Genomic DNA, 21,942 nt, shown 5'->3' with positions numbered 1-21,942 from the left:
CTAGATAGAGGAGCGGACTTCCAGGTACTGCTGCTGTTTGAGGTGGCGGATAAGCACCCTGCCCTCGGGCATAAATTCGGTGCCGTAGTGCACCAGGCCTACGCCCTTCAGCTCCGCGTCAATGGCGTAACGCAGCTCGCCGGGAATAGCCTGCTCGAGCAGAACCACGTCAATTTTCTTCAGCCGCGGTTCATATTTAAGCAATACGGCCGACAGGATGCCCATCAGCTCATGAGCCGTACCCGGCATCCCCTGGAGGATTTTAGTCATATCCGGCAGGCCGTAATCGGGCAGGTGCGCCAGCGTCCCGGCTCGACAGTTGAGGACGCGCTGCATATTATCCAGCACCGACAGAATAACCTGGTTTTCCTCACTGACCTGATGCAGGTCGAGTCCGCCGGTAAAGTTGCCGTACAGCATTTCATACAGCGAGGGGGCATTATGGCGTGTGGGCATCTCAGTCATCCTTCAGGGGTTTCAGCGTCAGGCGGTTATGGCTGGCTTCAATAATGCGCGGTTTGTCGGGATCGAGATCGTCGCGCCTCAGCACCAGCTTCCAGTCATTCTTCACCATATCCGGCGCCCGGAATAACCCCACCACCGCGATAAACTGCGCCTTCTCGTCCATCGGAATATCCAGGCTGACGTCAGCGCCGGGTTTTACCACCAGGCTACGGCTGGCAAGCCGTTCGTCTCCGGCGGCCTCCTCGCTTTCCGTGACCAGCTGCTGATAGACCCGTTTATCGAACGTCTTGCGGTCACTGAGCTGGTAGACCCACACCATCACCGGCTGGGAGAGCGAGGTGTTCTCCCGCTCATCGGTGTTCAGTTCCGCCCGGGCGGTAACGTCCAGATGCAGGACGTTTACCTGCTTATAAAACACCGATTTCACCGCCGATAAGGTGCTGTCGCTAATTTTCTGCGTCAGGCCACAGCCTGTCAGCAGTAAAGGCATAAGAAGTAAACTCCATCGTTTAATCGAAGTGGTATGCAACACGCTGGTTTCCTTGTTGTAAAGTTGCAGACGGCATTCCGCAATAGCCGCCAGGCTCAATAGTAAAGGTGGCGGGGATATCGGGCGGGATCTCCTCTCCCTCCACGCCCAGTATCCCCGTCATGCCGAGCATAAAGGGGGTTTCGCCCAGCACCGGCGCAGGCAGTAACCGGGCAGGAACGGTCAGCTGTATACGCGCTTTATAGCGCCAGCCGAGATAGACCCGCAGCAGGACCAGAAAGTCCTGATATATCTGCCCTTCCGGTAACCACCCCTGCGCCTCGGCAATATCGTCCGTGTACAGCGCAATCAATAGCTGGCTGCTGACCTCTGTCGTTTCGTCGCCCAGCACGTTATAGCCATCGAGCAGAAAATCGTCATTGCCGTAAAAACCCAGTGGATTGTTGATGAAAAACGTGCGCGGGCAGTGCGGCGTGACGGTGGTCCGCGTGCGGGGAGCCAGCAGACGTACCAGCGCCTGAATCCCCTCTTCGGTACGCGCAGGCAGGCGCATGATGCCGAGCAGCGCCAGAAAACGCGATATCGGGGTGGCGATATGCTTATCGGTACCCGGCATTCCCAGACCGATAAGGCCCAGCAGGCTCTGCGAGGTGCTGTCCCTGCCCCCCGCTTCAAACGTCGCCGGGTAGGAATATTTTCGCCAGATGCGGTAAAACTGCGTCAGAATGCGGTGGTTAAAGATATCGAGAAACGCCTCCTGCGCTTCGTGCCCTTCCCGCTGCTGGGCGATCTCGTCGAGCCACGCGGTGGGCAGCGGCGAGTCGACGCCGTAGAGCCCCATAAACGTCGTGCGCACCGTCGGCGGCGCATCCGGATGGTCTTCATCATATTCCACCGTTTTCAGCTCGCTGACCGGGAAGCCCATTCCCGGATGCGGGCGAAACCGTACCGGATCGTCCACCGGATTCAGGGTGCTGCCCAACGGCGATGCGCCCGGACGACGCTTTTCCAGTAACTGGCAGAAGCGGTAGAAGTTGATACGATAGATTTCCCGCTCAAGCCGGGGGCTTAGCCGGGAATGCGGCGGTTGTGGTTCTCCTGCCATTCGAGGCGCTCTCCCCCAGGTTGTAGTATCAGAATCAGATGGTTGAACAGGTGAATATCGGTATACAGCGCGAAGAAGCGGTTCAGCATCTCGCCGAACAGGCAGATATCGCCGTGCCCGGCGAAGCCGCTGCTGTCGAGGGTCACCTCAATCTGCACGCCGCGCAGAAAATGGCCCTGTGCAAAACGTTCCACCTCGCTATGCCTGACATCGACAATCGCTTCCAGGCGGCGGCGGTTCATCTCGTTATCGGTCCAGTCATAGAGGGCCAGCGCGCCGCGCAGCACGTCGGCGTTATCCATCATCCACAGGAAACTGCTGCCGAGATGGCTCAGCACCCGCCAGTGAAAACGATCGCGGTCCGGCGGGTAGCACGGCAGCGTCGGGGCGCAGAGGTTACGCACCTGAATGCGCGCGGTGGTGGATTTCACCACCGTGTCCAGCAGCGTACTCTGCAGCGCCCGGCGCGGCAGCTGGCCGTTGGTGCCGGTCAGGCTGAGCGACAGTTTTTCATTCTCCGGTACGGTGTGGTTATCAAACGCCTCGCCGCCGAGCGTCAGCCAGGTGTCGTGCAGCCCTGAAGGACCGGACTTTACCCGCGTATGGTAATAATATTCCGGCGCATCATGGCGCAGCATTCCTCCCTTGTGACGGAAGCTGGTGAACGGCACATACGTCTGGTGACCGGAGTGGCGCGAGGAGGTGACCGAATCCACGGAATAAATCTCGGTATGACCGTCCTGGACACGCATCGGGCGCAGCAGGTATTCGGTCTGTAACGAGTCCAGATGCAGCGGATCGGACTCCAGCGGAAAGAGATTAATCACCGGCGTGCAGTGCAGGCGCAGATGTTTCTCCGACAGCGCATATTCATGCGGCCACTGTCTCTCCAGCACGATATCGATTTCAAACCACGCCAGTTCTTCCGGGAAATCCACATTTTCCAGGCCGCGTAGCGTCACCGACATAAACTTTTCACGGAAGGTAAAATACTCCAGCAGCAGCTGATAACCGCTGAAACTGCCGCACTCCGGCAGCAGCGCCTCCTCCCTACTGAAACCGCAGACGGCAAAACGGGCGTCCAGCGGTCTGCGGTCAGCATCGCCGGGAAAGCGGATACCCGTTTTCGCCACCCGGAGCGTCAGCGCCTCATGCAAGGCGCAGGCCAGCGGCGCGTCGCCATTCAGGTACAGCGGGATGCGGCTTAAATCGATGCGGCTCCAGTCTGCCAGCGGGCTGCACTCAAAGCGCAGGCGGAGAAGCGAGCGCCCATCCGGTTCCGTCGAGATCCCCGCCCGGGCTAGCGACAGGGGCTGCAGGGTCAGCGGCTGCGTCGTGGTGTAATGACAGCGGGTGCGCTTTTCACCAATGGGCTGAGAAAGAATTCCAAAGCCTTTTTCAATGCGGACAGGTTCTTTCAGTTCACGCCAGTCCGCGGTGAACTCAACAATGGAGAGCGATGGAATGGTACGCAGGTAGTGTGGCCAGATCATGCTCACCAGTCCGCCGGTCAGCTCCGGCAGATCGTCGTCGAGCTTTTCGCGCAGGCGGCCCATCAGAAAGGCGAAGCCTTCAAACAGGCGCTCGACATAGGGGTCGCGCGCGCCCGATTTGTCGAGATTTAAGGCCGCCGCCCGGTCAGGATGGGCGCGGGCGAACTCTTCGCCCGCTTCACGCAGGTAACGCATTTCGGCGTCAAAATAACGCAGGGTTAAGTCGTCCATAGAAATATGCTTTTAGCCTTAGAGCTACAGGAGGTGCGTTTAAAATGGGGAGAAGATCGCGATAGGTGTTTTCTGCAACCTCAGATCGCATCAGTGTCATTGAACATTGAACATTGAACATTGAAGCAATAAGTTGCGCGCCCTTACCTCATCACGCATCTTCTTGAAATCATCGTTGCCGGGGGGATCTCCGGCGGTTGGCGAGCAGAATATCAACAGAGGCCATTATTCACTCCCTTCCACAACGTCAGATTCATATTCATCCGTGCGGCCTGGCGCCGGGACACCGACGCTGAATATCTGCGACGGCAGACTGAAGTTTCGCAGCTTCAGCAGCGCCAGCGGTCCGTCGCCCAGTTCCGTACGCAGCAGCCACTGAAGCTGTCGCCTGTCCGGCGCGGTGACGCTCAGCCGGTACAGCCCGTCCCCCGCTTTCTGCCGCTGCATCTGCTCCAGCATCCGGATAACGCCCCACGGACCACTGTGGTTTGTATACAGACGGGTTCCCGCCGCCGTCGACGTCCAGGTCAGCATCGCCCCCGGTTTATTGATTACCCCCGGCCAGCGGAAGCTCTGCCAGTCGGCAACCTGGTTAAAATAGTGGAGTTTCTGCCCGTCAAGCGTCAGCTGTGTTTCCACCACTTCCGGCATCGCCACCCCCTGCAGTTCAAAGCTGATACCCTGGCTGCCGTCGGTAAACAGGATGTCGGACAGCTGGCTGAGCTGGTTCACCGCGTTCAGGAAGGCCGGGCTGAACGTCAACCCCTGGCTGTGGGTTCTGTCCGCCACCCAGGTGCTGCCCTCCCGGTGCAGAACGCCGCCCAGCTGCGTGCTGAGGAAACGGTCAATACGTCCGGTATCGCGGCGGATGAACGCCGCCAGCATCGGCAGCGAGGCGTCGCTCTTCGCGGCAGCAAAGGGATAACGCCCCTTAAACGCTGAATTCCAGTTCGCGACAACTGAGCGCTGCCACGCTTCGTTCAGGCTGGCCGCCGACGGCTGAAGCACCGTCTCCCAGGCCTGGGTCAGCGGCTGAACAAACATCGTCTGCCCGAAACCGCTCCACTCTTCACCGAGGCTTGCCGCCACCAGGCTGCCGTACTCCTGCGTGTCGGTCAGGTCAACGCTCCTGCCCTGGAAGACCGTCTGCGCCAGCTGCTGCATCATCGCCTGCGGGTCGGCGGCGTTTGCCACCTGCTGGAGCCTGAGGCGCACGCGGGTCAGACGCGTCAGGTAAGTCTGTAAACTGAGCGAACTGTCCGCCGCCATCACGCTCTGCGCGCTGTTTTTACCCATAAGCTGCAGCAGCGGCCCGAAGGTGCTGTCCAGCGGCCCCGCCGGTCCGGCGGCCTGCTGGTCAATCACCGGCCGGTCATCACCGCCCAGCAGGTTTTTCGCCGATTTCACCAGCGATGCGGAAATGGCCTCTTTCTGCTGCCCGGTCTGCCCCTGGTAAGCCAGGGTGTTCATCAGGGCAATCAGCGGCGACTGGCGCACGTCCCCGGCCAGCGTTAACTGGTCGGTGACGTCGGCAATATTGTGCGCCGGGTTCAGCCGGATACTGTTGAGGAAGTTCAGCCAGGCACCGGCAAAATCGGTGAAGTAGCGCGCCGTCAGGCGCTGCTTCAGCGCCTCCGGGGAGACGTCGCCGGGCAGCGTTTTACGGCTATCGCTCAGCACCCAGTCGATTTCATCGCGCCGGGACGCCACGGCGTTATCAATGGCTTCCTGAACCCCGCCCTCCCACGCCTGGCGGGTGAACATCCCCGGCACCGACTCCGGCGTGCTGAACAGGCGACCGGCGTCGGTCTGCGGCGTCATGTCCTCCAGCGTCATGTCCGCGTAGCTGCGGCGCACCCGGGTGAGCATGTTCTCATACAGCGTACTTTCCGCGTTGCGCCGGCCAATCTGCTCCAGCAGCACCTGACGTACCCGGGTGACCAGCTGCCTGTCCGGCGTGATTTTCCAGGCTGGCTGCGACGGCAGGCTCTGCATGTAAAAGGCGTGAAGGTCCGGGGCGATACTCTGCCACAGCGCCGGGGAGAGTCCCGGACGGGATGGCGCGGTGGTTGTCATCACCTGCGCGTACAGGGCAGCGTCGGCTTTGTCCGGGCGCGCCATCATCAGGTATGCTTTCAGCTGGTCGTAGCCCGCTTTAGCTGACGTGGCGCGCTGCGGGCTGCGGGCTGCGCGGCGGCAGGTTCGCCAGGACGGTCAGTTTCTGCGTCAGCGCCTGCATGGCCGCATCGCGTATCAGGCGGTTACTGGCCCGGCCGTACCAGGGCATCAGGGCGGCGGAGAGCGGCGCATTGTGGTCCAGCCCGAAGCGCTGGTACCAGGGAGCGCCATTCGCCTGTTGCGTCTGCAGACGCCCGATATCGTTACGCAGGGCCTGCAGCGCCATCAGCTGCGGGTCGTTAACCGCGGGATGATTCACCAGCTGCTGCGCCCGCGCCGCCGCGCTGACGATATGGTGGCGGTTAACGGCAAAGGAGACCACGCTGCCCGCCCCCCACAGGGCAATCAGCGTCAGCAGGGTGACGCCCGGCGTTCGCTGCCACGGCATCCCTACCCGCACGCCCCGCGCCTGAGCGCAGTCCGCCGTCACGCCCTGCCAGATCGCCGGAGCGGACCAGCGGTGTTCATGGCCCGCGGCATTATCCTCAGGGGCCAGCGACGGGCTGAACATCAGGCCGCGCAGCGGAACACGCTTCAGGTGCTCCGTCAGCCACGGCGTCAGCAGCGTTTTCCAGTGGGCTATTCCCTGTTTCTCCAGCTGCCGGCCGAAACGTAACAGGAAATCGTGCGACGGCCCGGCGCACAGCTGCTGCATTCCCCTTTCGCGCAGGGATGGCAGGATAGCGCGGAGCTGGCGCTCCACCCCCGCCGGCGTGGCGCGGGCCGGGAAAAGCGCCCCTACCGTCTGGGTGACGCGCGCATCCTGCGACCAGTCGCTGTCAGTCACCTGCCACAGGTACACCGGCGGCTGCCAGCGCAGCGCCTCCCCGACCTGCTCCAGGGCGCGAAGATGGTTATCCAGCGTACCGGCGGTGGTCTGTCTCTCATCCAGCGCCAGCACGATGCCGTCCAGCGGACGGCTGCGGCGCAGCTTACGCAGGGCGGTCAGGCGCCCGGTGTCCGGCGCCGATGACAGGCTGCCGCCGTAAATCAGCACCGTGCGGTGGCCTTCAAGCCACTGTTTTTCGGCAAGGCCGGGGGCGATGGCGGCGATATGTTCGGGTTCGCCACAGACCAGCAGCAGGCGGACCTTACTGCGCCAGAAGAGGTTGTAGCGGCGGCGGAGGTGCTTTTTTAGCGAAGAAAGGGAGATATCTCGTTCCTGTGTACCAGCCCCCTCGCCTGCCGGGCGACTGTACTGCGGAGTCAGCGGGGTGTCGTTTTTTTGGAAAGGGATAAGAAAAAAAATCAGCACGCTCAACAGACTGGTCAGAAAAACCGCACCCAACAGCGAAATCCAGAATACGCGTTCCCCCGTCCATTCAAAAAAAAGATGAGTTGTCTGGGCCAGAATAAACAACAGCGCCAACAAAACAACCAGGACACAGAGACCCGCTCCCAGGATGTATAAAAACCTTTTCATATTGGATTATTCCTTGCGGGCAAGTCCGGCAGCCTGAACAAAGTGGGGGCGTTGCAGAGCAGTGAGGGCGCGGCGCAGCAGGAAAACAGCACCGGGTAGAGTGACTGCCAGCGACAGTAACATACTGAGCACGCCGCACCAGGAGAACAGCCAGTCCGGAAAAAAACGGGCAACGCCCCCAAAAGCCGCCACGTTGAGCAATACGGCAAGGCAGAGTGAACCCGCCGGATAAGGCAACGGGAGTATGTTCACATCTTCATCGCAGATAACCGGCAGATTATTGCCGACGACCATTGCGCCGGCCCGTTTGTCATCCGCCTGTAGCAGCCAGTGGCTTCCCGGACCGTAATTGACCATCTCTGCTGCTGCAGCTACCATCAGCCATCCCGCCAGATGCCCGTAGTCTGCGCTGATTTTCGCAAAATCGATAATGCCACCGGCTGCGATATCAGTATGCAGGTGCAGAGGTAAATCATTAACCACCCGTCCCAGCGCCTGTGCGGACGACGTAGATAACCCGCTGTGCCAGACCAGATGTTTTACACCAGAAGGCTGCTGCGCCATATCGCGCAATTCAGCCAGCTCGCGGGGCAATGCACCAGTATTCAGCGGCATGGCGCGAAATACTCGCACTGCATCGCGCTGTTCTGACGATTTAAGCATCGCTTCAGGCAACAGCAACAACGCACAGGCAAATTCCGCTAAGGCTTCCTCCGGCTGGCGGTAATGCAGTGCCAGTACAAGCAATGGATAACGAGCAGTAGACAGGAATTTATTCCAATTATTAAAAACTGACGAATTGGATAAGGCATGAATATCTGGCATCCATGGCAATTTTTCATCTTCCCAGAGAAGGGAAAAATACTGAATTTCCTGTTTTTTATCAGGAGCAGATGTCTTTATTATCACCGTTAACGGACCTGAAGGATAGGCCTGAGAAAGTATTGTTTTAATCTGGTTTATTAATAAACGACAAAGTTGTTCAAAGCGTGAAATACCAGGAATAAAAGCTTCTTCGGGAAGCAATGTTAATAAAGATGTTTCGTCGCTGCTTTCAGACGCAACACCCGCTAGTCGAGAAAGCAATTGTGGGTCTGCGGTTAATACCACATGCCTGGTCACGCATAAATGCAGGTGTGCTTGACGCTGCCAGGCCAGGTGCATATTTCGTCGCCAGTTATTCCAGTTACGGACGCGGAAAGTCTGTATTTCCCACCATAACAAATAAAAGGTTACGGTAATTGTAACACCCACCAAAGTATATCCGGTCAGTGGTAGCCAGTAGCCGCTTGCGAGCGTTGGTAAACTACCGGAGGGTGAATGCAGTACGACCCGAACTAACGCGATAAATACACCGGCGAAAGTAATTGATAGGCATACCCAGGGCGACCAGGGTTGCGTATCTGGCCTCGCGGGAACCTCCGGTAATGACCAGCCCATCAACCTATCTCCACATCCGGCAAACTAGCGAAGATCACGGAACCACAGGCGCTCTTACAACCATGCGCCACAATTCCCCTACCGTTTTCCTCATAACTCATATCGCATTCCACTATCGGATTAGAACCGTGTTCCGGACAGGACACCGAATCATTCAGCAGTGCAACATTTTTACCTTCAATTTCAAAAGTAGATGATACAGAGACTACTTTACCTCCATGCGAGGTAGCATCGCCAAGAACAACTATTTTCTTTCCCATATCAATATCCGTATTCTTTGGTCTTCACACGAATCATTTCTTCCAATGCTGTTTCTTTGCTGATTATTTCTGGTTCAGTAACATTGTTTGGAATTCCGGTTTTTAAATATGTATCCAGTCCCTGAGTCCAGTCTGCCCGACGGCGTAGATCAGTGATAAAAGCCCTATCCCAACCCGATTCACAGTAACCAATGGGTAAATCATAAGCAACGACTCGTGCCATAAAATTTAAATTACTGGGTAAGGTACTGTGATCTGTAGGTTGTGCGACATATGAACGTATCCTGCGATCTTTTTCGTCAAACGTCTCCTTACGGGTTACTGGGGTTACGCTACCGTAAGTACCATATTCCGATTGTTTTTTGACACCAATAACGATATCCTGATCGGGATACAAATTAATGAAATTATCGTAAGTATCGTCATTCTTATAACCAGTTTTAGGATCACGCTCCCCCCAACCGTTTTTTTCCTGTGGGCCATGCTCAGCACCAACTCTTGTTTTATCGAAATCACTTAGTTCATTTTCCTTAATTGGCTCAGGGACTTCCTCGGCATTAATAAATACAGTTTGCCAGTGAGGTGGATCTGGGTACACAAAACCACTGCTCTGGTATTCATCTCCTTCATCATCCCAAAAGGGTTTACCATCTGGCAATCGACCAAATGGAGTTTTTGACTCGGGAGCTATACCACAAGGTGTATTTCTGGCAAGCATTCGCTGGAATAAATACCCCTTATGCTGGGTGATAAGTGGATGAGGATTGCCTTTTTCATCATTTGGGAAACCTTGCCACCCTATCGAACGCAGAGGGAGGGAACCCATAACTCTGTCATGTGGATTGAAATAAACATAAGTCCTCCCGTGATTATCTCTTTCCTGGATATTTCTCGTTTCATTTTTGTCAGGAGCTACAAGAGTTATATCTGGCTTCCAGTTTTTATTATCCTGTGATTGACCTACACACAACCCCTCATAGCCTAACGAAGATAAATGTGTTGATTGAAGTGCAACTTTATCAATTATTGCTGACAGAGTACTTTCTCGACCAGATGGAGAAATACATTCTTCAGGAGGCATTGAAAAGGCATTCAATTGACTATTATGAAGGGCATAAGGTGAATTCATTATAAATAGAGCATCAGGTGCTTTATTTGCCAGTGCAGTAGCAGCCATTGAAACCATAGTTCCTTGACTATGTGAAATTATGGTAACTGTATCCTTAGGATATTTCTCTCGAATAAGATCCAATAAATCAGCTAACCGCTTCGCGGCATGAGCATAATAGTTTCGTGGTGGTGCTGTGGTTAGTAAGCGATCTTTGTCTTCATTACCATATTGAACTTTTGCACCAGGTATATTGGCTAAATCTTCATTGAATCCTTTTTTACTCCAAAGTGAATGAAGATTATTCGTGCCATTTTGAAAAGGACCGCCGCCCCATATATAAGGACCTTTTTTTCAAAATATCATACAATGGGACGCCATCTCGCTTCATCTGATGATAGTCATCACCCTTAATACTTACCAAAGGAATAACAAACTTATCTTCGTCACCTAATGGTGATGAATAGCCCCAATAAAATCGAATTACAGGTGACCGGCCATTGTCAGTAACTAATTTCCTTTCTACTAATGGAGACATTGGAGTTCTTTTTTCGGCGCCTTTCTCATCTAATTCTATCTTGTCATCCCCACTATATATGTTAGCCTTTAACTCAAAATTAGTGCCTTCAAGTCCAAGGCGTTTATTCAATCCTGCACATAATGCAGACTCTGCTTTTTGATACCATTCACCTGTGGAGTTAACACCATGGACAAGTATTACAAGTCCAGGCAGATGAGGTGGCACATCGCAAGCTCCACGAACCTGAACATTCTTATGCGATGGAAAAGAACACCAAGAAGGATGGCCATTATCATCATATTTAATCTCTAACTGGCTCAGTCTTATATACCATACTACCTCCTGTTTTGAAAACATAGCATTATCGTATGAGACCAAATTCAGTAAATTGCAGAGCATACAAAGCAACAAACGCCACACAGATACACACAAACCAAATCAGCAATATGATACGCAAACCATGAACTCTCTTACAACAAAGCCATGCAACTAATGTAAGCAAACTCCCTGCGATTAGCGCATAAATTATTAACAAAGAATAAATCATCAGTAACATTTCGCTCCCCCATAAATAAAGACTGAGATCTTACCTACCTTTAATAAGAGTGATAGTCATATCATCAATGACATCCGAGGCATTTAATGATGTAGAACCATTTAAATCTGTCACCCCTGAAACAATCCTTCCATCCGGCATGGTTATTGAATATGCCTTATTGGCTAAAGGTTCTTTGGTCAGAGAATTTCGAATGACAAACTTCTCATCAAAACTTCCCGACTCAAACGACTTCATTACTCCCTGCATACTACCCGAACCTGCTTTCTTAATACCGATGTTTTTTATCAGCAACTTTCCAGGACCGCCAATTTCAACATTCCCACCTTTGATTTTGATATATCCGCCCCCGCATATCAGCGTCAGTTCATCCTGTGCCGTTATTACCAGTTTCTTGCCACTCGAAATATGCGTGTCCTGCGTTGACCAAGTGGTGATATGTCCGCCCTGCGCCTGAATATCAATATCCCCCCGCGACGCAAACCACTTCGCCCCATTCTGACTCCAGAGACTGAGTTGTTTACCCGCCGCCAGTGTGAAGTCCTTCTGCGCCCCCATATCCAGCTGCTGACCTGCAATCAGCGTCAGATTCTTCTGCGCCGACAGCAGCATATCGTCACCGCTTGCCAGCGCCACACCCTGCGGGGCCGTTCCCAGGAGTACTTCCTTCTGAAGCTGCTCTATCTTCTGTTGCAGCAACGTCTGCTGACGTCCAACATCCGCAGCCAGCGCCTGTGCCTGCTGTGCGCTGGCAGCCAGTGACTGCATTTCCACTAGTGCCGCTGAAAGCCGCGACAGCGCCGGTTCCATCGCCAATTGCTGTCCCTGCGCCTTCGATTGTGCATCAGCAGTAATGAATATTCCCTTCCCGGCGCGGATAGTCCCGTAGCTATCCGTCCGCAGCTCAAACCCCTCGCCGCGTGGCTGTTTTTCGCTGTCCACCAGATGCCCCAGGTTCAGCTGGCTCTTGCCGCCGTACTCCGTGCTGACCTTGATGTGCTCTTTGCCACGCGCGTCGTCGAGGCGGATTTTGTTGTTCGCCGGGGTCCGCAGGACGTTGCGCTTATAGTTCCGGATGGTGACAGGGTCCGGGTGCGCTGAGTCGTGCAGGACTCCGGCAATATACGGACGGTCAGGGTCCCCCTGCTCAAAAGCGATGGCCACTTCCGTCCCCGCCAGCAGCGGCAGGTGCAGGCCGTATGTGTCCCCGGCATAGGGGCGCGCCTGACGTACCCACAGACTCTCTTCCCCCGGCGACCAGTGGTCGCGGTCGAACAGCAGGTTGACCTTATAACGGCCGTCGCGGTCGATATGGCCGTAGATATCGTTGGTTTTCGTACTGGTTACCCGCGCCGGCAGCGTGCCGGCCATGACCGGCCTGTCGCCCGGTTGCGGACGGAAGCCGTAATTTTCCGAGAACGGGATGGCCGTAAACGCCACCTCATAGCTGCGGTCGCGACGGGCGCGGCTGTGGATGCCGGTAATCACCACGCCCTGGCAGAAAACCTCCGTCACCTCAGCGCCTCCGGTGACCTTCAGCTCCCGGCCCGGCGCCAGCGCCGCGCTGCTGGTCCTGCCGCTCAGCCGGGTCTGGTCGTTCAGGTAGCGCTCGTGGCGCAGACGGGCATAAAACGCCCCGCTCTCCGGCTCCGGGTTGCGCAGGCCGTCGCTGCCCGGCGCCAGGTAGTTATCCGCCCAGTGATACGCCTCGCCGTAGGTGGTGACGTCGCCGGACGTCACGTCCGCGCTCTGGCTCATCTCCTCCGGCGCGTTGCGGTAGTTGTAGTCCCGGGTGAACACCGACTGCTGCACCACGTTATGCTGGCTTTTCAGCGCCCACACCGACTCGGTACCGCCGTCGTGCTGGCCGGAGGGCGGCACCGACGGCAGAACCAGTCCCTGCTCGTAGTGCCGCTGGTCATCGTAAAACTCCACCACGTCAATGTTCAGCCGGGTGTCGGCGGTGAAGCGGAACCAGATACCGACCTCGCCCAGCAGGCGGGTGATAAAGCGCAGGTCGTCCTCGCCGTACTGCATCACCTGCTCGCGACGCGGATACGCCTGTGCCAGGGTGAAGACAAAGTCCTCCCCGCGCATGGCGTGGCGGGTACGCAGGATATGCTCCACGATATCCGGCACCGACATATCCTGGTAAATCCGGTTCTGGTGGCTCCGGGAGAGCAGCGCCAGACGAGGCTGCAGGGTCAGGCAATAGTGCGTTTCGTCGCGGGATGCGGAAAGGCGCTCAAACGCCGTCACCACGCCCTGAATCGTGCGCACCGGCTGCTGAATGTTAATCCCGAAACCCTGGTCCGCCGGCGCCTGCAGGGTGAAGGTCGCGTCCTGCATCAGCATCTGCTGCGGCGTGATGGTTTTGTCGGCGCTGGTGAACTCAATCACGTATCTGAACGGTTCGCTCAGGGCCTCCTCACCTTCAAAGCTCAGCACGTCCAGAAGAGCGCTGCAGCCGCGCACCGTTAACAGATGGTGGCTGTGGCTGAACAGCAGGGATTTTATCTCGCTCATACGCCCGCCCCTGCGCCAAACTCCATCACAATCCCCCCCTCTTCATCCCGGCCCAGCATCAGGTGCTGCGGCTTCTGCCCCGCCGCCTGATGGCTTAACAGCTGCAGGCTCAGCGCCGGCAGTATCTGCTGATTGAGCAGGCTGTCCACGTTGCGCGCCCCGGTATCCGGCAGCAGGCAGGCATCCGTCAGAGCGTCGTACAGGCTGTCGCTGATGGCAGTGGTCATGCCGTAGTGGCGACTGAGGCGTTTGCTCACCTGGCTGAGCTTCATTCCGACAATCGTGCGCATCGCGTCCCGCGTGAGCGGGCGGTAGATCACCGTCTGGAAGCGCGCCAGCAGCGCGGGCTGGAAGTGGTCGCGCAGCAGCGGACGCAGCAGTTCATGCAGGTCGGATTCCATGGCCTCCGGCCGTTCGTCCAGCATCTGCATGATGTGGTCGCTGCCGAGGTTGGAGGTCATCAGAATAACCGTGTTGCGAAAGTCGATCTCCCGCCCCTCGCCGTCGCGCATAAAACCCCGGTCAAACACCTGGTAGAACAGGTTCATCACGTCCCGATGGGCCTTCTCCACTTCGTCCAGCAGCACCACGCTGTACGGACGCTTTCTGACCGCTTCAGTGAGGATCCCGCCCTGGCCGTAGCCGACGTACCCCGGAGGAGAGCCTTTCAACTGGGAGACGGTATGCGGCTCCTGGTATTCGGAGAGGTTGATAGTGATTAAGGATTTCTCACCGCCGAACAGCGCGTCAGCAAGGGCAAGCGCGGTTTCAGTCTTGCCGGTGCCGCTCGGCCCGGTCAGCAGGAACACGCCCTGCGGGCCGTTCTCCGACGTCAGCCCGGTTTTGCTGGCACGGAGACGCTGCGCGATGGCGTTCAGCGCCGCGTCCTGGCCCACCACGCGTCTACCGAGCTGCTGTTCCAGGCTCAGCAGCTCCGTCTGCTCATCCTTCATCAGAGACGAGAGCGGCACGCCGGTCCAGTCGGCGATGACCGTGGCAACGGTGCGCGCGTCCACGTCCAGCCCCAGCAGCGGGTTCCCCTGCTGCACGGCACTAAGCTGGTTTTGCAGGTCCGCGATTTCCGCCTGGCGGGAGATATCGGCGCGGCAGGCGAGCAGGTTTTCCGTGAGCTTCAGCTCCTGGCCGTACTGCGTTTCCAGCTCGTCGAGCTGCAGGATAATACGGACTTCGTCCTGTTCGATGGCCGCCAGGCGTTCGCCGTGGGTATGGTTGCCCGCCGCGATATCTTCCAGCAGCGCCTGCTTTTCCATCGCCAGGCCGGTGAGCTGCGCCTTCAGGCGGGTCAGCGGTGCCGGCACCGTATCCAGGCTCATGCGGATGCGGGCGGAGGCGGTGTCGAGTAAATCCACCGCCTTGTCCGGCAGCTGGCGTCCGGTCAGATAGCGTCTGGAGAGGGTGACGGCGGCGCGCACCGCCTCATCGGTGATGTGCACCCCGTGATGCTCCGCGTAGCGGGACTTCAGGCCCCTGAGCATCAGGCAGGCGGTGTCGTCGTCCGGCTCATCGACTTTGATCATCTGGAAGCGCCGCTCCAGCGCCGCATCGCGCTCAAAATACTGTTTGTACTCGCTCCAGGTTGTGGCGGCGATGGTTCTGAGTTCGCCCCGGGCAAGGGCCGGTTTCAGCAGGTTAGCCGCATCGGCGCCGCCCGCCTGGTTACCCGCGCCGATAAGGGTGTGGGCCTCATCAATAAACAGAAGCACAGGCAGCGGCGACTGCTGCACCGCGTCGATAATGTTTTTCAGCCGCTGCTCGAATTCTCCCTTCACCCCCGCTCCGGCCTGCAGCAGGCCGAGGTCAAGGGTGCGCACGCTTACCGGTTTCAGCGCGTCCGGGACATTGCCTTCGGCGATTCTGATCGCCAGACCTTCCACCAGCGCGGTCTTGCCGACGCCCGGCTCGCCCACCAGTATCGGGTTGTTCTTGCGGCGTCGGGAAAGAATGTCCACCATCTGGCGGATTTCATTATCACGGCCGAACACCGGGTCGATTTTGCCGTCCCGGGCGCGGGCGGTCACGTCGAGGGTGAACTTATCCAGCGCATTCTGCAGGGCCGGATTCAGATCCCCTTCTTTTACGCCCGCATTAACCGGACGGCCGACAAACGCCACCTCGTCGCCCTGCGCCAGCTCTGCTTCCTGCTGCACCTCCGGGCGTTCCTCGGACTGCGCGTCCAGTAGCGGACGCAGGCGCGCCAGCTGGCTCTGCGCCAGGGTCAGCAGCGGCCACAGGCCGTCGCAGCGCACCAGACTCTGTTTATCCACCAGCGCCATCAGCAGGTGGATACTACGGATATGCTCCTCCCCGGCCAGCGAAGCGCTTAGCCATGCCTCCTGCATCAGAGTCTGAATAGCGTCTGAAAGCTGCGGGCGGCCGCGCACCGAACGGGGGAGCTTATCCATAAAGGTCAGCAAATCCTGCCATATCGCGTCCATATCCCATTCGTAGCGCCGCGCCAGCACCGTCAGGTCGCCCTCGCCCTGCTCCAGCAGTTTCAGCAGCCAGTGCTCAGGCAGGATTTCCGCGTGCGCCCGGGTCTGGCACAGGGTGGCAGCGCCTTCCATCGCACGGGCGCAGTAAGGGTTAAGTCGGCGTAACAAAATGGCGGGATTTTCCATGAGCTTTTCTCTTTATCAGTTCCGTACACGCTACCGCCCGTCGCTGTTCCCTGTTATTCAGGAACCCAAAGCGCATCAGGTCAGGCAGGCAGATTGTTTTTTTGCTGAGCGCCCGTCAGTTCAGGCGCTCAGCAAAAACGGGCAGCGGAAACTGCCCATCAGGGGATGACTCTAAATAGTTCGCGCTGTAGCAAGACGGCAGGCGAACGCAGCCAACGGCGCTACAGCGTGAAATATGGCGAGTCATCAGGCGGTGGCGCGTTCGTTCCAGCTGTCGGAATGAATGATGTTGCCGTCCTTGTAGGTCCAGGTGATTTTTTCGTAACGCAGCTCAATCTGCTCGAGGTGGTTATGCTTCTCGTAGGACGGGTCCTTGACGTCGTGCATCAGCGGGTTGACCTTCACCACCTTCACGTTCTCAAGCTTCGTGTTGAAGTACTCCACTTCCTGACCGGCGTCGTTGATTTTGTACCAGCGGAACTCCGCCGACTTCAGCGTCTGGCCGGTGGTCACCGCCTTGTACAGGTACGGGCTGGAGGCGTCGATTTCCTTGGTGAACAAGAACGGCGTGTGGATACGCGTGCCGGTCAGCTTCCCGGTGTTGTTGTCGGTCGGGATGTACAGGTTATGCTCCTGCGCCACCACCTCGATGCTGCCCTCGCGGTCCTTCACGTCCACGGAACCTTTGATGTCCGCGCCGCCGTCGTCCTTCAGCCACAGATAGACTGGAATTGCCATATTACTTCTCCATTTATACACGTCGTCCTTCAGGCTGCCTCTTTGTTGGCTGCCTTCATTTGCCCCGGTCACATAGTGAACTATGCTTCCGGGGACCCATTCAGTTGCCGCTGCGAGGCAGCCCGAATGACTGTGTGTATCATTTTAAAAAGCGCCATCATCCTGCGATGGCGCGGGGGTCATGCCCGGTGGCTGGCAGGCATTCGCCTGCGGCACCAGACTGATTTCGACACGGCGGTTCAGCGCCCGGCCTTCGGCCGTGTCGTTGGGGGCAACGGGTCGGCTCTCGCCGTAGCCCTGCACCGCAAAACAGCTCTCCGGCACGTCGCCGGTGTCGCGCATCCAGTCGCGCACCGATTCGGCACGCTTAAGCGAAAGTATCTGGTTGGATTTATCGTCGCCGGTGCTGTCGGTATGGCCCGCCACCACAATCAGCCAGCCGGGCTTCGCTTTAATGCCGACCAGCGAGTTCACCAGCAGCTTTGTCGAGCCGGGCTTCAGCACCCACCTGCCGGTGTCGAACAGCGACATGCTGTCGAGGCGGATGATTTTCGGCGCGGTTTTCTCGGCAGGCTTCAGTGGCGGAGGCGGCGGGACATAGGAACGAATGGCGTCAAGCACCGGCATGCGCAAATGCTCCCCGTGATACAGGCCGAGCCCCATTTCCAGCGGTTCACCGTGGCGCGCCCACCGATCCAGCTGCAGCGCATCCCCGCGCAGGATCTGCACGGCGCGGGCTTTCGGGGCGTAGTCATCCATCGCAATCTGCGCGTAATGCTGAATATCGAACCCCACCCGCTGCAGCAGCTGGCGGTTGTTCCACGCGCTGGCGCACAGTGCGATGATGGCGGCAAGGGTGAACAGGCAGAATGCCCGCCGTAAAGTTCTGCTGAGCGGCGTCACGCCGGCGCCCAGTGGCAACAGCGGCAGAATAAAATTCGGCAGCGTGACATCCGCTGATGAGGGTTCGGGCTGCCAGCCGGGCAGCGAATTCAGGGCAGTATGTTGAGACAACCAGCGCTGCCACAGGCTATCAGCCAGAACCGGCGCCCCCGAAGGCGTCATGTGATATACCACCATCGCCGGGTCCGCCGGAGGCATATCGTCCGACGCCGCCGTCAGCGCGGCCATCATTGTTTGTTCAGTCAGGCGAACCAGCGTATTCATCCTCACCTGCGCAGCCAGGCGGTCCGTCCCGTCCTTTTGCGCCAGCCATGTCCCGGTGCTGCACGGCACATCGTCCGCCAGCCATACCTGCATGGCCTCCCCGGCCTGCGCTGTCTGCCACAGCGGTTGTGGAACAGACGCCCCCACCACCTTACTGTTCAACAGTAAAGGCACCGCCCGGCGGCAATCGCTCCGCACCTGGCTCAGCTGCCAGCGCAGCTCATAAAGCCCGGCCGCCAGCGCCGCCTCATCACGATGCAGCTGCGGACAGACGCTGACCATCACCGCCAGCTGCGATACGAGGTCCGGGCGTTTCCACAGAAGAATACGTACCGTCTGCTGCAGTTCAGCCGTCGGGACGTTTAACCAGCAGCCCCGTGCCGTGCGGTAAACTGGCCCGCTCTCCGGCCACCCGGCGATATCACCGCAGACCAGCACCACCGGCAGGCGATACGGCGCGTCCGGTATCTCATCCAGCCAGGCGTTATCTACCAGCGGATCTTCCCGCCTGCGCCCGGCGAAAATCAGCCCGGCGATAACGGCGGCCAGTATCAGCGCAGCGGCCAGAATCCGTCCGCCGGAGGCCAGCGGCAGAAACAGCAGGCAGAGCAGCAGCGCCAGGATCCCGCCCCAGAGCCATAACAGGCGCAAATAGCGCACGTTCATTTCCCGGCCCCCGGCAGCAGGGTTGCAATCAGGGAATCAAGCCAGTGGTTCAGACCCCACCACAGCGCGGCGATCGCTACCAGCGACAGCCCGATGCAAACCGGCCAGCGACGTAACCCGTCCGCCAGGCCGCTGCGCCCGGAGATACCCGCCAGTACGGGACGGCTCTGGTCCGTTTCAAACGGCGGCACGCGCTCGGTCAGTACCCGAACAAGCTGGTCACGAGCCGGTTCATTCAGGGCATAACACCCTTTAAAGCCGAGCATCAGCACCCGGTGGAAACAGGTCAGCACCGCCATATCCGGCGCGGGCTCGCGCAGAACCTGTCGCATCCGTTCATACAACGCGTCTCCGGCGTCCAGAGCACCAAAGTATTTCGCCTGCAGCGGACGGTCATACCAGACGATGCAGGCATCATCCTCGCCTTCGCGCCCTTTGGCGGTCTCATCCAGCAGCGCACACCAGGCGTAGAGAATATGCCGACGGCTCGCCTCGCTGACGTCCGCAGCCTCGAGCTTCGCCATCACCTGTTCAATATGATCTACACAATGTCGCCACAGGCGGTCGCCCTCCCCGTCGGCCAGTCTTGCGCCGAACCGCAGTTCTGTCACCGTCAGCCACGCGTCCGCCATCAGGGCGTCGATATTTATGTCCTGTTTCATGAGCGCAGCACCGCAAACAGTTCAAGTTCCGGATCGCCCAGCAGACCGGGGACGTAAAAGACACAACTGCCTTCCAGCAGCATCGCCCGCGCCGCCGGATGGGCCATATCAAGGGTGAAATACTGGTTTTCCAGGCGCAGCGGGATAGCCGCAGGGACGTGGCTCATCGCGCGCAAAGGAATGCCGGGCTGGGAACCATTGACCACCCTGTCGACTTCATCCGGGCTACCCGCTTTGCACTGAAGCGGAAACTGCTCCAGCAGTTGCGCTACCGGCAGCGGCGAGCGTACCGAGAGATAAAAATCCGCCTCTTCACGCAGTCTCGGATCGTGGAGACGGGCGTGCCAGCGCTTGCGCCGCTCATCGCGGACCATGTCAATCGCCACGACCCGCGACGGCAGGCTGGCTTCCAGCAGCACACCCAGCAGGTCAAACAACGGCGGGAAGACCGCCGTTAGCTGCTCATGACGATAGGCCGGAATATCGGCGGTGGTGTGATCAAGAGAAAACGTCAGCAGGCTGCCTGCAAGACCGGCCAGCGCCTGATAAAGCCGCTCCGGGTGTACCTGCGGATAGCGCACCAAATGGCTGAGCACCGGCTCAGCGCTGTTGAGCGCATTCAGCAGCCAGAACAGCGACACGTCCGCCACCGCGAAGTCGGCCATCCGTTCGTTGCTCTCCCGGCGCATAGACATCAGGCGCTGCAGGCGCGCGCGTAGCTGACCCGTCAGATATTCGGTCTGCTCCGTTAGCCAGCGGCTGGCCTGCACGTTCAGCAGCGGCGGGATAAACGACGCGTCCTGCGACCAGTTTCCCTGGCTGTCGCGCTTAAGACGGGCCACGGCGACGGTCTGGTAATTGCCGTTGTCGTTATCGTCTGTACGCAGCGTCAGCTCCGGCTGCATTACCGCAATCTGGCGGCTGTCATCCCCATAGCGGTTACGCACCTCCCGCCAGGCCAGACGCCAGCGCACAGGACGCTCCGCTTTCTGCTCCGGTTGCAGGCAGTTGCCGCCGTTTTCATACTCATGGGGCAGCGCCAAAACCACCGTCAGTTCGTGGCTTTCTGTTTCCGGTAAGGTCATCACGGGCGGCAACGCATCGGCGTTATCGCTATCAGTGAGCGTTCCGTCAGCGAAACGCACGCACAGGTGGTCGGCCTTCAGTTTCCCCTGTTTCAGCAGCGCGGCGTCAAAAGCCGTCCGCGCAACCCCCCAGGGATGTATTGCTCCCAGTCGGGCGACACACTCTGTGTGCCAGGCCGCTTGCGCGGCCTCCTGCTGAAAATGTTGAGGGGAAACCATCTGGCCCCGCCCCCACAGCGGTCGTACTGTTTTCATCCCTGCCCCCGCCTTACGCTTTCGCTTTCGGCATCTGAGAAACCAGAGACAGGTTCACGTCCATCCCTTCCACCTGGAAGTGCGGCACCGCGTACAGCTTCACCCGGAAGAAGCCCGGATTGTCCTCGATATCTTCCACCACCACCTTCGCGTCGCGCAGCGGGTGTGAGGCCTGCAGCTCGTCGCCCGGGTCGGTCATCTCCGTCACCAGACCGCGCACCCAGGTGTTGAGCTCCAGCTCCAGCAGGCGGCGATCCTTGGTGGTGCCGATGTTTTCACGCTGAACGAGCTTCAGGTAGTGCGCAATACGCGACAGCAGGAAGATATACGGCAGACGGGCGTTGATGCGGCTGTTGGCGGTGGCGTCGGCGGTGTCGTACAGCGCCGGCTTCTGGGCGGAGTTGGCCGAGAAGAAGCAGGCATAGTCGCGGTTTTTGTAGTACGACAGCGGGATAAAGCCGAGGCTGGCGAACTCAAACTCGCGGGTTTCCGGGATCATCACCTCCGACGGGATCTTCACCTGGTTGCCTGTGCCCAGATCGTAGAGGTGGATCGGCAGATCTTTCACCGCTCCGCCCGCCTGCGGGCCACGGATCTGCACGCACCAGCCGTTATTAATAAAGCTTTTCACCATATTGGACGCGAAGGAGAACGAGGCGCTGGTCCACAGGTATTTCTCATGGTCCGGGCCTTTCACCTGCTCGACGTAGTTGAAGCTGCGCACCGGCACGGTGTCCGGACCATACGGCAGGCGGCCCAGCACGCGCGGCATCACCAGGCCGATATAGCGCGCGTCGTCGGTGTCGCGAAAGGATTTCCATTTGATGTACTCGGCGCGGTCGAAGTAGTTGCCGATATCCTTGATGGCGGCAACCTCTTCCATGGACTCTTTCAGAAAGAAGGCCGGGCCGACGGCGCCGATAAACGGCATATGC

Annotated in this window: 15 protein-coding genes and 1 pseudogene; all 16 read right to left on the bottom strand. The window is 58.4% G+C overall.

Translation table 11 applies throughout. The features are described 5' to 3' along the window. A complete protein-coding gene (gene tssE / locus FQK12_RS08585; protein WP_014229088.1) occupies nt 1-456 on the bottom strand; it encodes a type VI secretion system baseplate subunit TssE in 456 nt (151 codons plus the stop codon). Between the two features lies 1 nt (nt 457). Then, nucleotides 458-997, bottom strand: a complete 540-nt coding sequence (gene tssJ / locus FQK12_RS08580) for a type VI secretion system lipoprotein TssJ (protein ID WP_038423200.1) — start codon at nt 995-997, stop codon at nt 458-460. Then, the gene (tssG, locus tag FQK12_RS08575; RefSeq protein ID WP_014229086.1) at nt 975-2,060 is read right to left on the bottom strand and encodes a type VI secretion system baseplate subunit TssG; all 1,086 of its coding nucleotides are present in this window, start codon (nt 2,058-2,060) and stop codon (nt 975-977) included. Before tssG ends, tssJ begins: the two co-directional genes overlap by 23 nt. After that, on the bottom strand, nt 2,024-3,784 hold the full coding sequence (gene tssF, locus FQK12_RS08570; RefSeq protein ID WP_014229085.1) for a type VI secretion system baseplate subunit TssF: 1,761 nt from the start codon (nt 3,782-3,784) through the stop codon (nt 2,024-2,026). Before tssF ends, tssG begins: the two co-directional genes overlap by 37 nt. A gap of 225 nt (nt 3,785-4,009) precedes the next feature. Beyond that, nucleotides 4,010-7,385, bottom strand: a pseudogene (locus tag FQK12_RS08565) (ImcF-related family protein). A 6-nt stretch (nt 7,386-7,391) separates the two neighbouring features. Next, on the bottom strand, nt 7,392-8,825 hold the full coding sequence (locus FQK12_RS08560) for a hypothetical protein (protein WP_038423201.1): 1,434 nt from the start codon (nt 8,823-8,825) through the stop codon (nt 7,392-7,394). After that, nucleotides 8,825-9,085, bottom strand: a complete 261-nt coding sequence (locus FQK12_RS08555; RefSeq protein WP_014229081.1) for a PAAR domain-containing protein — start codon at nt 9,083-9,085, stop codon at nt 8,825-8,827. Before FQK12_RS08555 ends, FQK12_RS08560 begins: the two co-directional genes overlap by 1 nt. 1 nt (nt 9,086) lies before the next feature. Then, on the bottom strand, nt 9,087-10,262 hold the full coding sequence (locus FQK12_RS27600; RefSeq protein WP_224357619.1) for a DUF3274 domain-containing protein: 1,176 nt from the start codon (nt 10,260-10,262) through the stop codon (nt 9,087-9,089). Nucleotides 10,263-10,494: 232 nt separating this feature from the next. After that, nucleotides 10,495-11,070 carry a hypothetical protein gene (locus FQK12_RS27270; protein ID WP_164504670.1) on the bottom strand — a complete coding sequence of 192 codons (576 nt, stop codon included), beginning with the start codon at nt 11,068-11,070 and terminating at the stop codon, nt 10,495-10,497. A gap of 229 nt (nt 11,071-11,299) precedes the next feature. Beyond that, nucleotides 11,300-13,795, bottom strand: a complete 2,496-nt coding sequence (locus FQK12_RS08545) for a type VI secretion system Vgr family protein (RefSeq protein ID WP_014229076.1) — start codon at nt 13,793-13,795, stop codon at nt 11,300-11,302. Beyond that, a complete protein-coding gene (gene tssH, locus FQK12_RS08540) occupies nt 13,792-16,434 on the bottom strand; it encodes a type VI secretion system ATPase TssH (RefSeq protein ID WP_014229075.1) in 2,643 nt (880 codons plus the stop codon). The genes FQK12_RS08545 and tssH overlap by 4 nt, the downstream gene beginning before the upstream one ends. 246 nt (nt 16,435-16,680) lie before the next feature. After that, nucleotides 16,681-17,172: a type VI secretion system effector Hcp gene (gene hcp, locus FQK12_RS08535; RefSeq protein ID WP_014229074.1), complete on the bottom strand. Its 492-nt coding sequence runs from the start codon at nt 17,170-17,172 to the stop codon at nt 16,681-16,683. A 144-nt stretch (nt 17,173-17,316) separates the two neighbouring features. Beyond that, on the bottom strand, nt 17,317-19,005 hold the full coding sequence (locus tag FQK12_RS08530) for an OmpA family protein (RefSeq protein WP_014229073.1): 1,689 nt from the start codon (nt 19,003-19,005) through the stop codon (nt 17,317-17,319). Further along, a complete protein-coding gene (gene tssL / locus FQK12_RS08525; protein WP_014229072.1) occupies nt 19,002-19,667 on the bottom strand; it encodes a type VI secretion system protein TssL, short form in 666 nt (221 codons plus the stop codon). Before tssL ends, FQK12_RS08530 begins: the two co-directional genes overlap by 4 nt. Then, nucleotides 19,664-21,007 carry a type VI secretion system baseplate subunit TssK gene (tssK, locus tag FQK12_RS08520; RefSeq protein WP_014229071.1) on the bottom strand — a complete coding sequence of 448 codons (1,344 nt, stop codon included), beginning with the start codon at nt 21,005-21,007 and terminating at the stop codon, nt 19,664-19,666. The genes tssL and tssK overlap by 4 nt, the downstream gene beginning before the upstream one ends. 13 nt (nt 21,008-21,020) lie before the next feature. Further along, the coding region (tssC, locus tag FQK12_RS08515) for a type VI secretion system contractile sheath large subunit (protein ID WP_146295691.1) at nt 21,021-21,942 on the bottom strand (922 nt) is incomplete at its 5' end.

The sequence above is a fragment of the Klebsiella sp. ME-303 genome (genome assembly GCF_007910085.1).
GTDB classification, from domain to species: domain Bacteria; phylum Pseudomonadota; class Gammaproteobacteria; order Enterobacterales; family Enterobacteriaceae; genus Klebsiella; species Klebsiella michiganensis.
The sequence above is the reverse complement of the archived record's forward strand: the minus strand, read 5'-3'. Positions and strand labels throughout refer to the sequence as shown.